The sequence below is a fragment of the Lentzea alba genome, assembly GCF_047445655.1.
Lineage (GTDB): Bacteria > Actinomycetota > Actinomycetes > Mycobacteriales > Pseudonocardiaceae > Lentzea > Lentzea alba_A.
This window is the reverse complement of record NZ_JAJAEG010000021.1, coordinates 147,229-159,527: the sequence shown is the minus strand read 5'-3', so window position 1 is coordinate 159,527 and position 12,299 is coordinate 147,229. Positions and strand designations below refer to the sequence as shown.

Genomic DNA, 12,299 nt, shown 5'->3' with positions numbered 1-12,299 from the left:
CCCTACCCCTCCGTCTGCGTGCTGGCGAGCACCACGTGCCCGCCGGTCGAGCCATAGCCTCCCGCACCGCGTTCCGTTTCCGGCAACTCGGTGACCTCGCGGAACACCGCGTGCTCGACGCGTTGGACGACGAGCTGGGCGATCCGGTCGCCGCGCGACAGCGCGATCGGCTCACGGAGATCATGGTTCACGAGGCAAACGCGGATCTCACCGCGGTAGCCGGAGTCGATCGTGCCGGGCGTGTTGACCACGCTCAGCCCGACCCTCGCGGCGAGCCCGGAGCGCGGGTGCACGAACCCGGCGAACCCCACGGGGAGCGCGATCGCGACACCGGTGCCGACCACCGCGCGCTCGCCTGGTGGAATGACCACGTCCGACGTGGTGACCAGATCAGCGCCCGCGTCGCCCGGACGGGCGTAGGCGGGCACGGGAACCCCCGGATCGAGCCGGGTCAGCAACACCTCGACGCTGGACACGGCGGGCGAGATTACCCTGACGACGTGAGTGAGACTGCCGTGACCGCCACTACGACCTTCCGCGAGCGCCTGTACGTGACGTGGTGGATCTGGCCGCTGCCGCTGCTGGCCGCCGGACTGCTGGCCGCCGAGGTGCACATGGGCTTCCCCGGCGTGCGGTCGTGGCTGCCGTACGTGATCCTGCTGCCGCTGACGGTCGTGCTGATCGTGCGGATGGGGTCGACGAAGGTCGAGGTGGCCGACGGCGAGCTGCGGGCAGGCGACGCGCACATCCCCCTGGACCTGCTGGGCGACGTGGAGATCATCGCCCCCGAGGACCGGCGCAAGGCGATGGGCCCGCACCTCGACCCCGCCGCGTACGTCGTGCACCGCGGCTGGGTGAAGCCGCTCGTGCGGGTGCGCGTGAACGACCCGGAGGACCCGACGCCCTACTGGGTGATCAGCACGCGGCGCCCGGAAGAGCTCGCCGCCGCGATCAAGTCCTGAAAGAACACAACTGGGCGCCACCCGTGCGGGTGAGCGCCCAGTGTTTGTTCGGCGGACTCGTTGCTGACGTCTGTCAGGCGCAGTCGCGGCAGATGTACACGCCGTTGTTGTCCTCGGCGAGCCTGCTGCGGTGGTGCACCAGGAAGCACTTCGAGCACGTGAACTCGTCGGCCTGCTTGGGCAGGACCTTGAACGTGAGCTCCTCGCCGGACAGGTCGGCGCCCGGAAGCTCGAAGTTCTCCGCGCTCGCGTCCTCGTCGACGTCGACGACGCCGGACTGCGTCTCGTTCCGCCGGGCCTTCAACTCCTCGAGGGAGTCCTCAGCGAGTTCGTCCGCCTCGCTGCGACGCGGCGCGTCGTAGTCGGTCGCCATCTTCTTCACCCCTGCGGTCTACGGAGACTGTTCGTGTCGCTGGTTAACGCTCCAGCGACCTCTTTTGTGCCCCACGTCAAGGTGACGTAGGTCTCTCACACACACGCGCCGAGCCAACCCCCTGGACGTGCCCGTCCGGCTTGATCCACATGTGTGCGGAGCGCGCAGAGGGTAGCTCATTGCCCGAGTGACTCGACATCGGGTTACCCCTTACCGACCGGACGGGTGACACAACCTTTCTACGCTGGACCGATACCCTGTGCGGGAGCGCGTTGACCTCGGCGTGCAACCTGGCGCCGGGCCGGTACCGTCCTGACTGTGAGCAATCAGGCCGGTGCGTTGGGTCACGCCCGTCGGGGCGCGAGACAGCCGGGCAGGGCCTAGGCTGATCAGGGGACGGAACACGGGGAGGGCTTCGAACGTGGGACCCGCATCGGGAAGCTTGACGCCCTACAAGCGGCGTCGGCCCGTGCCCGCGCTCGTCCTGTTCACGGTGCTGTTGGTCAGCTCCGTGTTCGTCTGGGTGAAGGTGCTCGGCAACGCCAGTGACGTGGACGCGGCCATCCAGTGCAACGCGCCTGGTCACGTGACGACGTCCGCGACTCCGGGGGCCGATCCCGGGGGCACGCCGACGGCGCCGCCACCGGCTCTGGGCACCGTGCTGGAGCACGACGCGCTGGACCGCACCAACCCGGTGCCGGTCGGCGACGTGAACTTCCGCGTGCTGAACGCCTCGACGCAGCGCAACCACGCGAAGGCTGTGGCGACGCAGTTCACCGAGCTCGGCCTGAAGCAGGCGGCCGACCCGGACAACGACCCGATCTACCCCGCGCAGGACATGGGCTGCCGCGGCCAGATCCGCTTCGGCGCGCCGGGAGCGCAGGCCGCCAGGACGTTGTCGCTGCTCGAACCGTGCCTGGAACTGGTGCGCGACGACCGCCAGGACGCCACGATCGACGTCGCGATCGGCAAGAAGTTCGGCGAGGTCAAGCCGAACAGCGACGCCCGCAAGGTGCTCGAACAGCTCAAGGAGTGGGCCGAGCAGCAGCCCGAGCAGCAGGGCGGTCAGGTCGCGGCGGCCACCCCGCCCACGCTGAACGCGGACAACCTGGCCGGCGCCCGCGACGTGACCTGCGCCTGACGTTTCGCCCGATTTTCGCTACCTTCCCCGCATGGGGGTAGATCTGCTTTCCGGCGAGCGCATCTTGTGGCAGGGCTCGCCGGTACGCCGTTCGGTGTTCCTGCGCCAGGACCCGAAATGGATCCGGTTCAGCCTGAAGTTCGACGCCGTCCTGCTCGTGTTTCTGACAGCGGTCGTCGGCCTGCTCCACCTGTGGCTGGGCCCGGTCGACAGCTGGACGGTCAAGTTCACCGCGGGCATGTTCGCCGCGTCCGTCGCGCTCCACCACGCCGAACCGTTCGTCTGGCGCTTCCTCACCTTGCACCGCACGACCTACTACGTCACCAACCACCGCGTCGTGTCCACGCCCGGTAGGCGCGCACGGGCGGTGAAACTCGCCGAGATCGACGCCCTGTCGTACGACAGGAACGCGGACGGCACCGGGTACGTCCGGCTCGACCACCGGGTCATGCCGGACGGTTTCGGGAACGGGACCGTGGCGGAGCTGATCCACGTTCCCGACGTGGACGAGGTCGTCGCCCTGCTCGCGAACCTGACCGGACGGACCCCGGCTCAGACCTTGCCGAAGCCCGACTCGGCCAGCGCGCTGTAGAGGGCGTCCGCGATACCGGGCGCGGCCGCGAACGTCGCGTCCTCCCCCAGCTCCGGCGACGAGCCCGGCAACCGCACGACCGCACCGGCCTCGGCGGCGATCAACCCACCCGCAGCCCAGTCCCACCGCCCCAACGCGTGCTCGGCGTAGGCGTCGAGCCGTCCAGCAGCCACCGAGCACAGGTCCAGCGACGCCGCACCGGCCCTCCGCAGGTCACGCACCCGCGTCGCCATCAAGGCCCACGCGTCGGCCTGACGCTGCCGCCGCTCCGGCCGGTACGCGAAGCCGTAGCCAAGAAGAGACAGCGACAGATCGGTGGTCGCGGACACGTGCAGAGGAGAGCCGTCCAGGAAGGCGCCGTACCCGCGCGCCGCGGTCCAGACCCGCCCCGTGGCCGGTTCCACCACGGCGCCCGCGACGGACTCGCCGTCGAGCTGGGCCGCGATCGACACCGAGTACCAGGGGATCCCGTAGAGGTAGTTGACGGTGCCGTCGATGGGGTCGACGACCCAGGTCAGCCCCTCGACAACGGACCCTCCCTCCTCCTCGCCGAGCACCGGCTCACCGGGGCGCAACTCGGACAGACGCGTCCGGACGAGTTGTTCTGAGGCGCGGTCCGCGGCCGTCACCACGTCCGTCGAAGTGCTTTTGGTGTCGAACGACACCACGGCGGAAGCACGCATGCGCTGAACAAGAGCGCCCGCTTCCCGTCCGATGGCCGTCGCGATGTCAACGAGTGGCCGGGGATCGAACACGACCGGTTCCCTCCTGCGTCACTAGCACGGGACTATCGGACTACCTCAGGCTAATGTCTGCGCACCACGGTTACTGAATCGAAGCCAGCAGGATCGAGTAGGAAGGACCACGGGGATGGGCATCACCCGCGGGTTCGGTGTGGACATCGGCGGCTCCGGCGTCAAGGGCGGCCTGGTCGACCTCGAAGCAGGAGCACTGGACGGCGAACGCATGCGGATCCCCACGCCTCAGCCCTCGACGCCGGAAGCGGTGGCGGAGGTCGTCGCCGAGATCGTCGAGAAGTTCCAGTGGGACGGTCCGGTCGGGGTCACGCTCCCCTGCGTGGTCAAGCACGGTGTGGCCCTGAGCGCGGCGAACGTCGACAAGGGCTGGATCAACTGCGACGCGCAGCAGCTCTTCGCGGAGCGTCTTAAGCGCAGGCCAGAGGACATCGTCGTGATGAACGACGCGGACGCGGCCGGCATCGCGGAGATGTCGTTCGGCGCGGGCGTCGGCAAGGACGGGACCGTGGTGCTCCTGACGTTCGGCACGGGCATCGGCAGCGCGGTGTTCCTCGACGGCAAGCTAGTTCCGAACACCGAGTTCGGGCACCTCCAGGTCGACGGGCACGACGCGGAGACGCGCGCGGCCGCCTCGGTGAAGGAGGACAAGGGCCTGTCCTGGGAGGAGTGGACGCCGCGGGTCACGCGGTACATCAACGTCCTGGAAGACCTCATCTGGCCCGATCTGGTGATCGCCGGCGGCGGTGTGAGCAAGAAGGCGCACAAGTGGTTGCCATTGCTCAACGTCCGCACTGAGGTTGTTGCAGCCGCACTGAAGAACGACGCCGGCATCGTCGGTGCCGCATGGGCGTCCGCGCACGGGATCAGGCCTTAGAGCCGTTCGACACCGAAACGTGTCCGACTCGATCTAGCTGCGAGAACGCAGGTGAGAGCGCCCTGAACCACCTCGGGGCGCAACACCTGGTCACCGACGTCGTTACAATGGAACGCACACCCGCCAAGCAAGATCGGCGGGGAGATCCCCTGAACTCTGGCGACCGAGGTTTCGCGCCCTCTGGTTTGCCTTGAACGACCGTCGCGAAAGGGCGTACGTGGCAGCCGCAGAAACCGCAACCCGACGCTCCAGCTCCGCCGCGAGCGCCGCCAAGACGACCAAGGCGACCGCGGCCGGCGAGGCCGAGGAGAAGCCGAAGCGCAAGACGACCGCTGCGGCAGCGAAGAAGCCCGCCGCCGCGAAGGCCGCCGGCGCCAAGACCCCGCGCAAGCCGGCCGGCAAGGCCGATCCTGCCGCGAAGGGCACCGCCAAGAAGGACGGCGAAGAGCCGGAGGACATGGAAGGCGCTCCCGGCGCCGAAGACCTGGTCGACGAGGTCGAACTGGTCGACGAGCCCGTCGTGGACGAGCCGGAAGAGGCCGCGGAGGACCCCAAGAACGAGGGTGACTTCGTCTGGGACGAGGAAGAGTCCGAGGCCCTGCGCCAGGCGCGCAAGGACGCGGAGCTCACCGCGTCGGCCGACTCCGTCCGCGCCTACCTCAAGCAGATCGGCAAGGTCGCCCTCCTCAACGCCGAGGAGGAGGTCGAGCTCGCCAAGCGCATCGAGGCGGGTCTCTACGCCGCCGAGCGCGTGCGCCGCTCCGAGGAGGAGCAGGAGAAGCTCACCCCGCAGCTGCGCCGTGACCTGCGCTGGATCGTCCGTGACGGCGAGCGCGCCAAGAACCACCTGCTCGAGGCGAACCTCCGCCTCGTCGTGTCGCTGGCCAAGCGCTACACCGGCCGCGGCATGGCGTTCCTGGACCTGATCCAGGAGGGCAACCTGGGTCTGATCCGCGCCGTCGAGAAGTTCGACTACACCAAGGGCTACAAGTTCTCCACGTACGCCACCTGGTGGATCCGGCAGGCGATCACCCGCGCCATGGCCGACCAGGCCCGCACCATCCGCATCCCGGTGCACATGGTCGAGGTCATCAACAAGCTGGGTCGCATCCAGCGCGAGCTGCTCCAGGACCTGGGCCGCGAGCCCACCCCGGAAGAGCTCGCCAAGGAAATGGACATCACGCCCGAGAAGGTGCTGGAGATCCAGCAGTACGCGCGTGAGCCCATCTCGCTGGACCAGACGATCGGTGACGAGGGCGACAGCCAGCTCGGCGACTTCATCGAGGACTCCGAGGCCGTCGTCGCGGTCGACGCCGTCTCGTTCACGTTGCTGCAGGACCAGCTGCAGTCCGTGCTCGCGACGCTGTCCGAGCGCGAGGCGGGCGTCGTCCGCCTGCGCTTCGGCCTCACCGACGGCCAGCCGCGCACGCTGGACGAGATCGGCCAGGTCTACGGCGTCACGCGTGAGCGCATCCGCCAGATCGAGTCCAAGACGATGTCGAAGCTGCGTCACCCGTCGCGTTCGCAGGTTCTGCGCGACTACCTCGACTAGTCCTTTCCTGGGTATACGCAGAGATCCCCGCACCGGTTCGGTGCGGGGATCTTCTTTTTCCGGCACGTTCCCGCGAGCGACGTGAGCACGTCCAGGTTTACCCACGCTCACGTCGTGACCTGCAGTGATCGAACGCATGCGAAAGATGAGTACCCATGTACTCATGTGCCGCCTATGCATCCGCGACAGCATCAGTGTGTGGCTGTGCCGGAGGGGTGCACAGGGGCAGTTCCGGAGATCGGAACGAGGGGGCAGGAAACATGGGCAGGTCAGTACTCGAAGGGGCTTTCTCACTGCTGGACAAGCTGATGGACGAGGGTGAGCTGGGGCTCACGCAGCTCGCCGACCGCTGTGAGATGCCGAAGACGACGGTGCACCGCCTTCTGGACCAGATGGAGGTGCTCGGCGCGGTCGAGAACGTGCGCGGCCGCTACCGCATCGGCGCGCAGATGTTCCGCCTCGGGCAGTCGTGGGAGCCTGCCCCCGGCATCCTGCGGGTGGCGCGCCAGCCGTTGCGCGCGTTGTCCGCGACGATCAGGACGTCGACGATCCTCGCGGTTCCCCGGCGCGACCGGGTGCTCGTCGCTGCAGCGAGCATCGTGCGCGCGGAGGACGTGGCGCGGCTGCGTCCTGGTGCGACGGTGCCTGCAGGCATGGAGTTCGTCAGCGCTCCGGTCCGCACGCCGTCCAGCAGTGTGATCGGCACCGTCTCCGCGGTGCTCGACAGCGGCCGCAGCGCCACCGCTCTGAGGGAGGCGGTGGGGCACGCCGCGCGGGCGATCAGCGCCGCCCTCGCGAGCTGATCGAGAACGTGCGAACCGGGAGTTTGATCACGGTCCGGAGTCCGAATCGTGGGACGTTCGTGACCTGTTCGCTGCGGGCGGACAAGCGCAACCGATATCACACTCCCGGTCGCACGCAACAGACCGAAGAGCCGCACTTTGCTGCTCCACCAGCGCGTTTTCGGTTGCGCTGAGTACGTGTCAAGACGGTGAACCGGTGGCAAATGCATGTGTGAACCTGCTGCAGACGGGTAAATCGGATAGTGACGCGAGTCGCCACGCACACGGGAACACTGACTATCGCCAGAACGTCTGTCAGAGTGGAGCCAGCGAGCACCGCGCACCAGCCAGGGGCGCCGTGGTCGCAGCTTGGTAAGAGGGCACCGGAACACTTCGTACCGGTGCTGGGACGGAGGGAGATCCATCATGACTGCAGCACTCACCCGCCCCGAGTTGACCGCTGCCGACCGCTGCGACCGCTGCGGGGCTGCTGCCCAGGTTCGCGCCGTTCTCCCGTCCGGGGGCGAGCTGTTGTTCTGCGGGCACCACTCCCGCGCACACAGTGAAAAGCTGCGCGAGCTCGCTGCTGAGATTCAGCAGGGCTGACTTCCACCCCACCTAGCCGCTCGGGGCGGAGACCTTCTGGGTCTCCGCCCCCTTCGCTTTCTAGATCGTGTCCAGCACGGGTTCGAAGGCGAGTTCGGCCGCGCCGATCAGCTTGGCGTCCCGGCCGAGCGGGGACGTCACGATCTGGGTGCCGCCGACCGCACGCGAGACCAGACTCCGTTGCTGCACGACGGAACTGACCGCGTCCACGACCGGCATCGGCAGCGCCGTGTAGAGATCGCCGAGCACGACCAGCTCCGGGCCGAGGACGTTGACGATGTTCGCCAGGCCCAGCGCCAGCCAGTCCGCGAACTCGTCCAGCACCGCCGGGTCGTCGAGCGCCCGCAGTGCCGCGACGACCGCGCCGCGCGGGGCGTCCTCCGGCAGTCCCAGGGCGCGGCACAGCGCCGGTTCGCCGACCTCGGTCTCCCAGCAGCCGGCACAGCCGCAGTAGCACTGCCGGCCGCGCGGGTTGACCACCATGTGCCCGAGTTCACCGACGTAGCCGCCGCTGCCGCGCAACGGTTGCCCGGACAGGATCACTCCGCCGCCGACGCCGACGTCCGCGGAGATGTAGACCATGTCCGACGACGCACGGGCTGCGCCGCGCACGTGTTCGGCGAGCGCGCCGATCTCCGCGTCGTTGCCGACCTGGACCGGCAGCTTCAGCACGGCTTCCAGCCGCTTGCCCAGGGCCACGTTCGTCCAGTGCAGGTTCGGTGCCTCGTGCACCTGCCCGTCCGAGCGCCGCACGACGCCCGGCACCGACACTCCGACCCCGACCGCGGTGACGTCGAGCTCGTCGGCCATGAGGCGCGCCGACTCGACGATGTGCGTGATGACCTCCCCCGGATCACGCGTCCGGTGATGCAGGTTCCAGCTGTCCCGCCCGAGGATCTCCCCGCCGAGGCCGACGAACCCCATCGCCACCTGCTCCACCCGCACGTCGATCGCGATGACGACCGCGGCCTGCGGCTGGGGCAGCACCAGCAGCGACGGGCGGCCCGCTCCGCTGCGCAGAGCGGGCACGCGTTCGGCGACCACACCGGCTTCGGCGAGGCCGTCCACCAGAGCCTTGATCGTGCTGCGGTTGAGCCCGAGCTCAGCCGCGAGCGACGCCCTGGTGGACGGTCCGTCGATGTGCAGGCGACGCAGCAACGCCGTCCTGTTGTGCCTGCGGATCTCGTCGGGACGGGTGCCGGACGTAGGTCCCGTCACCGCGTCAGCGAGCCGCGGTTGCCGCTCGGCGGCGGGACAACGCGTCGACGCTCGCGGCGAGCAGCAGGACCAGGCCGGTCACGATGAACACGACGGCGGCGGGCTGCTTGAGCAGGCCCATGCCGTTCTGGATGATCGCGAGCACCGCGCCACCGATCACCGCGTCGCGCAGCCGGCCCTTGCCGCCGAACAGCGACGTGCCACCGATGACGGCCGCACCGACCGACAGCAGCAGCGTGTTGCCGCCACCGGCGTTCGGGTCGACCGAGCCGACCTTGGACGAGTACACGATGGCGCCGATCGCGGCCGCCGAGGAGGCGATCACGAACACGCTCATCCGGATGCGCTCGACGTTGATACCGGCTCGGCGCGCGGCCTCCTTGTTGCCACCGACGGCGTAGATGTGGCGGCCGTAGGCGGTGCGGTCGAGCACGAACGTGCCGATCACGAGGAGAACGAGCACCACCGGCACGACGTACGGAACGCCCTGGATGATCACCAGGTTGCTTGGCGCCCGGTTCAACGACAGCGCGTAGGTGATGACTGCGGCCAGCAGCGCGAGAGCACCGATCTTGGCCAGCACCAGCGACGTCGGCTGGGCCACGAGACCCTTGCGCAGGCGGGAGAAGTGCCGGAGCAGCACGACCGCCGCGTAGCCGCCGACGGCGATGATGAACAGGCCCCACGAGGCCGCGGGGTTCAGGTTGCCGTTGGCGACGTTGAAGATCGTGTCGTCGCGCAGGCCGAGCGTGCCGCCCTGGCCGATCAGCTGCAGCACGACACCGCCCCACACGAGGAACAGCGCCAGGGTCACGACGAACGACGGGATGCCGACCTTCGCGACCAGGAAGCCGGTGATGCAACCGATGGCCGTGCCGACGCAGACCGCCAGCAGCATCTCCAGCCACGCGTTCGCGGGAATGCCGACCGCGGCGATGACCAGGGCGATGGCCGAGAGGGCCGCACCTGCCCAGATGCGCATCAGCACGGCGAGCACGATCGCGAGCACCAGCAAGCCGCAGAACACGTAGAAGACCGTGTCGCCCATGCCGCCGAGCAGGTTGCCGTTGTGGATCAGGTGCAGTGCCATCACCGACGCGGTCACGCCGGAAGCGGTACCCGCGGACAGGTCGATCTCGCCGAGCAGCAGCACGAACACCAGGCCCATCGCGATGATGGTGATGCTGGCGCCCTGCTGGAGCAGGTTGGCGAGGTTGCCGAGGGTGAAGAACGTGTCGGACAACGAGCTGAACACGATCAGCAGCACGATGAGACCGAGCAGCGCGGGCAGCGAGCCGAGCTCACCGCCGCGGACCCTGGCCCAGTAGTCGCGCACTGCCTCGCCGGTGGACTGGGAAGTCGTGTCGATGCCGAAGTCGGAGATCGCGCCCTGTGGGGCGGTCTCGTGCTCGGGCGTGTCGGTGGTGTTGGTCATGCTCGCCTCTTCGGAACTCATCAGATCGTCGCCGCCTCGGGGCGGGCGATGCCCAGGTCACCGGAACGGCCGGCGGTGATCAGCTCGACCACCTGGCCGTGCGTGACGTCCTTGGACCCCACAACCGCGGCCATGCGGCCCAGGTAGAGGCACGCGATCTTGTCGGCGACCTCGAAGACGTCGTTCATGTTGTGGCTGATCAGGACGACGCCCAGGCCCTGCTCCGCGAGCCGGCGGACCAGGTCGAGCACCTGCCGCGTCTGCGCGACACCGAGAGCCGCAGTGGGCTCGTCGAGCATCACGACCTTGCTGTTCCACAGCACGGCCTTGGCGATCGCCACGGTCTGGCGCTGGCCACCGGACAGCGACGAAACCTGCGTGCGCACCGACTTGACCGTGCGCACCGAAAGCGACGCGAGGGTCTTGCGTGCCGCCTGCTCCATGTCGGACTCGTCGAGCAGGCCACCCTTGGTGCGCTCGCGGCCGAGGAACATGTTCTGGACGATGTCGAGGTTGTCGGCCAGCGCGAGGTCCTGGTAGACGACCTCGATCCCGAGCTCGGCGGCGTCGCGCGGGCCCTTGATGTGCACCGGCTCGCCGTTGAAAAGGACCTCACCCGAGTCGGTCGGGTGGATGCCCGCGATGCACTTGACCAGCGTCGACTTGCCCGCGCCGTTGTCGCCGACGAGGGCGGTGACCTCGCCGGGGTTCACGACGAGGTCGATGTCGTGCAGGACGTGCACGGGGCCGAAGCTCTTGTTGATGCCGCGCAGCTCGAGAATCGGCTCGCTCACTGGGGTTCCTCCGTGGTTACCACGCGTCGAGGCGGGGTGCGGTGGTCCGCACCCCGCCCTCGACAGCGGTTCCTACTTGATGCCGAGCTCGGTGCAGATCGCCTGGGTGTCCGCGACGCAGATCTCCGACGCCTTGACGAACTGGGCGTCCACCACGACCTTGACCTTGTCCTTGGTGATCAGCTGGGACGTCAGCAGCACGGACTTGACGTCGCGGTTGCCCTTCGAGTCCTTGGTGACACCGGAGGCCAGCTTGTCGGCGCCGGCGGTGTCGCCCTTGGCCAGCAGACCGGCCAGCTTGGCGGCGGCCTCAGCCTCTTCCTTGATCGGCTTGAAGACCGTCATGTACTGGTCGCCGCGGAGCACGGCCTGCAGACCGTCCGGGGTGGCGTCCTGACCGGTGACCGGCACCTTGCCGTTCAGGCCGACCTTCTTCAGCACCGTGATCACAGCGCCGGCGAGACCGTCGTTCGCGGCGACGACGCCGTCGACCTTGCCGCCGTTGCTGGTCAGGATCTGCTCGAAGACCTGGCCGCCCTTCTGGTTGTCCCAGTTGTCGATCGGCTGGGACTGGACCAGCTTGAGCTTGCCCGAGTCGTAGAGCGGCTTGAGGATCTTCTTCTGGCCGTCAGCGAAGAGGGTGGCGTTGTTGTCCGTCGGCGCGCCCTCGATCTCGATGACGTTGGCGCCCTGCGGCTTGTCCTTGAGCGCGTCGGCCAGGCCCTGGCCCTGCAGCTCGCCGACCTTCACGTTGTCGAACGACACGTAGTAGGACGAGGAGCCACCGGTGTTCAGGCGGTCGTAGTCGATGACCTGAATGCCCTGGGCCTGCGCCTTCTTGGCGACAGACGCACCGACCTCGCTGTTGGGCGTGGCGATGATCAGGACCTTGACGCCGGCGTTGATCATGCCGTCGGCCAGGGTGCTGAACTTCTGGACGTCGCCCTGGGCGTTCTGGATGTCGGGGTCAAGACCCTCGGCCTTCAGAGCCGCCTCGAGCAGCGGCTTGTCGAAGCCCTCCCAGCGTGCGGAGGTCGCGGTCTCGGGCAGGATGACGCCGACCTTCGGGCCCCCGCTGCTGCCAGAGTTCGTGCTGTTGTTTCCTCCACCGGAGGACGTGTTGGCGCCACACGCCGAAACTGCCAGGGCGAGGCCCGTGGCAACGGCGATGGAAGCGAGGCTCTTGCTGCGCATCCGCCATCCCTTTCACTG

The 12,299-nt window shown here is 68.4% G+C and carries 14 protein-coding genes; 7 read left to right on the top strand and 7 right to left on the bottom strand.

What is annotated here, in order from left to right:
- Positions 1 to 2: 2 nt before the first annotated feature.
- On the bottom strand, positions 3 to 476 hold the full coding sequence (dut, locus tag LFM09_RS31875) for a dUTP diphosphatase (protein ID WP_414100276.1): 474 nt from the start codon (positions 474 to 476) through the stop codon (positions 3 to 5).
- Between the two features lie 24 nt (positions 477 to 500).
- Here dut and LFM09_RS31870 point away from each other — a divergent pair, with 24 nt between their 5' ends.
- Entirely contained in the window at positions 501 to 962 is a 462-nt protein-coding gene (locus LFM09_RS31870) for a DUF3093 domain-containing protein (protein ID WP_414100275.1), read from the top strand.
- 73 nt (positions 963 to 1,035) lie between these two features.
- On the opposite strand, the gene LFM09_RS31865 is transcribed toward LFM09_RS31870, so the two are convergent.
- Positions 1,036 to 1,335 carry a DUF4193 domain-containing protein gene (locus LFM09_RS31865; RefSeq protein WP_030464829.1) on the bottom strand — a complete coding sequence of 100 codons (300 nt, stop codon included), beginning with the start codon at positions 1,333 to 1,335 and terminating at the stop codon, positions 1,036 to 1,038.
- Between the two features lie 421 nt (positions 1,336 to 1,756).
- On the opposite strand from LFM09_RS31865, the gene cei reads away from it, so the two are divergent.
- Together cei and LFM09_RS31855 are read left to right on the top strand one after the other, a co-directional pair.
- On the top strand, positions 1,757 to 2,476 hold the full coding sequence (gene cei, locus LFM09_RS31860; protein ID WP_414100274.1) for an envelope integrity protein Cei: 720 nt from the start codon (positions 1,757 to 1,759) through the stop codon (positions 2,474 to 2,476).
- Between the two features lie 31 nt (positions 2,477 to 2,507).
- The gene (locus tag LFM09_RS31855; RefSeq protein ID WP_414100273.1) at positions 2,508 to 3,068 is read left to right on the top strand and encodes a hypothetical protein; all 561 of its coding nucleotides are present in this window, start codon (positions 2,508 to 2,510) and stop codon (positions 3,066 to 3,068) included.
- Here LFM09_RS31855 and LFM09_RS31850 read toward each other — a convergent pair.
- A complete protein-coding gene (locus LFM09_RS31850; RefSeq protein ID WP_414100272.1) occupies positions 3,029 to 3,823 on the bottom strand; it encodes an inositol monophosphatase family protein in 795 nt (264 codons plus the stop codon). The two genes, LFM09_RS31855 and LFM09_RS31850, sit on opposite strands and share 40 nt — an antisense overlap.
- 115 nt (positions 3,824 to 3,938) lie before the next feature.
- Between LFM09_RS31850 and ppgK the strand changes: the two genes are divergently transcribed.
- The 4 genes from ppgK (at position 3,939) to LFM09_RS31830 (ending at position 7,640) form a co-directional block, all read left to right on the top strand.
- The gene (ppgK, locus tag LFM09_RS31845) at positions 3,939 to 4,700 is read left to right on the top strand and encodes a polyphosphate--glucose phosphotransferase (protein WP_414100271.1); all 762 of its coding nucleotides are present in this window, start codon (positions 3,939 to 3,941) and stop codon (positions 4,698 to 4,700) included.
- Between the two features lie 217 nt (positions 4,701 to 4,917).
- Positions 4,918 to 6,252, top strand: a complete 1,335-nt coding sequence (locus LFM09_RS31840) for an RNA polymerase sigma factor (RefSeq protein WP_414100270.1) — start codon at positions 4,918 to 4,920, stop codon at positions 6,250 to 6,252.
- Between the two features lie 260 nt (positions 6,253 to 6,512).
- Positions 6,513 to 7,055 (top strand): helix-turn-helix domain-containing protein, encoded by a 543-nt coding sequence (locus LFM09_RS31835; RefSeq protein ID WP_414100269.1) that lies wholly within the window; start codon positions 6,513 to 6,515, stop codon positions 7,053 to 7,055.
- Positions 7,056 to 7,460: 405 nt separating this feature from the next.
- The gene (locus LFM09_RS31830; RefSeq protein ID WP_030464836.1) at positions 7,461 to 7,640 is read left to right on the top strand and encodes a hypothetical protein; all 180 of its coding nucleotides are present in this window, start codon (positions 7,461 to 7,463) and stop codon (positions 7,638 to 7,640) included.
- Between the two features lie 60 nt (positions 7,641 to 7,700).
- On the opposite strand, the gene LFM09_RS31825 is transcribed toward LFM09_RS31830, so the two are convergent.
- The 4 genes from LFM09_RS31825 to LFM09_RS31810 all read right to left on the bottom strand — a co-directional run bounded on the left by LFM09_RS31825 (position 7,701) and on the right by LFM09_RS31810 (position 12,281).
- Positions 7,701 to 8,858 carry an ROK family protein gene (locus LFM09_RS31825; protein ID WP_414100268.1) on the bottom strand — a complete coding sequence of 386 codons (1,158 nt, stop codon included), beginning with the start codon at positions 8,856 to 8,858 and terminating at the stop codon, positions 7,701 to 7,703.
- 4 nt (positions 8,859 to 8,862) lie between these two features.
- Complete coding sequence (locus tag LFM09_RS31820) at positions 8,863 to 10,293, bottom strand: sugar ABC transporter permease (protein WP_414100267.1); 1,431 nt, start codon at positions 10,291 to 10,293, stop codon at positions 8,863 to 8,865.
- Positions 10,294 to 10,313: 20 nt separating this feature from the next.
- Positions 10,314 to 11,087 carry an ATP-binding cassette domain-containing protein gene (locus tag LFM09_RS31815; RefSeq protein ID WP_414100266.1) on the bottom strand — a complete coding sequence of 258 codons (774 nt, stop codon included), beginning with the start codon at positions 11,085 to 11,087 and terminating at the stop codon, positions 10,314 to 10,316.
- Between the two features lie 72 nt (positions 11,088 to 11,159).
- Positions 11,160 to 12,281, bottom strand: coding sequence for a sugar ABC transporter substrate-binding protein (locus LFM09_RS31810; protein ID WP_414100265.1), 1,122 nt, complete (start codon positions 12,279 to 12,281; stop codon positions 11,160 to 11,162).
- Positions 12,282 to 12,299: the final 18 nt, after the last annotated feature.

Excerpts from the sequence above, each read along its gene's own strand:
- LFM09_RS31865 (WP_030464829.1), bottom strand. The coding sequence starts at position 1,335 with ATGGCGACCGACTACGACGCGCCGCGTCGCAGCGAGGCGGACGAACTC.
- LFM09_RS31855 (WP_414100273.1), top strand. The coding sequence starts at position 2,508 with ATGGGGGTAGATCTGCTTTCCGGCGAGCGCATCTTGTGGCAGGGCTCG.
- ppgK (WP_414100271.1), top strand. The coding sequence starts at position 3,939 with ATGGGCATCACCCGCGGGTTCGGTGTGGACATCGGCGGCTCCGGCGTC.
- LFM09_RS31835 (WP_414100269.1), top strand. The coding sequence starts at position 6,513 with ATGGGCAGGTCAGTACTCGAAGGGGCTTTCTCACTGCTGGACAAGCTG.
- LFM09_RS31830 (WP_030464836.1), top strand. The coding sequence starts at position 7,461 with ATGACTGCAGCACTCACCCGCCCCGAGTTGACCGCTGCCGACCGCTGC.
- LFM09_RS31820 (WP_414100267.1), bottom strand. The coding sequence starts at position 10,293 with ATGACCAACACCACCGACACGCCCGAGCACGAGACCGCCCCACAGGGC.
- LFM09_RS31810 (WP_414100265.1), bottom strand. The coding sequence starts at position 12,281 with ATGCGCAGCAAGAGCCTCGCTTCCATCGCCGTTGCCACGGGCCTCGCC.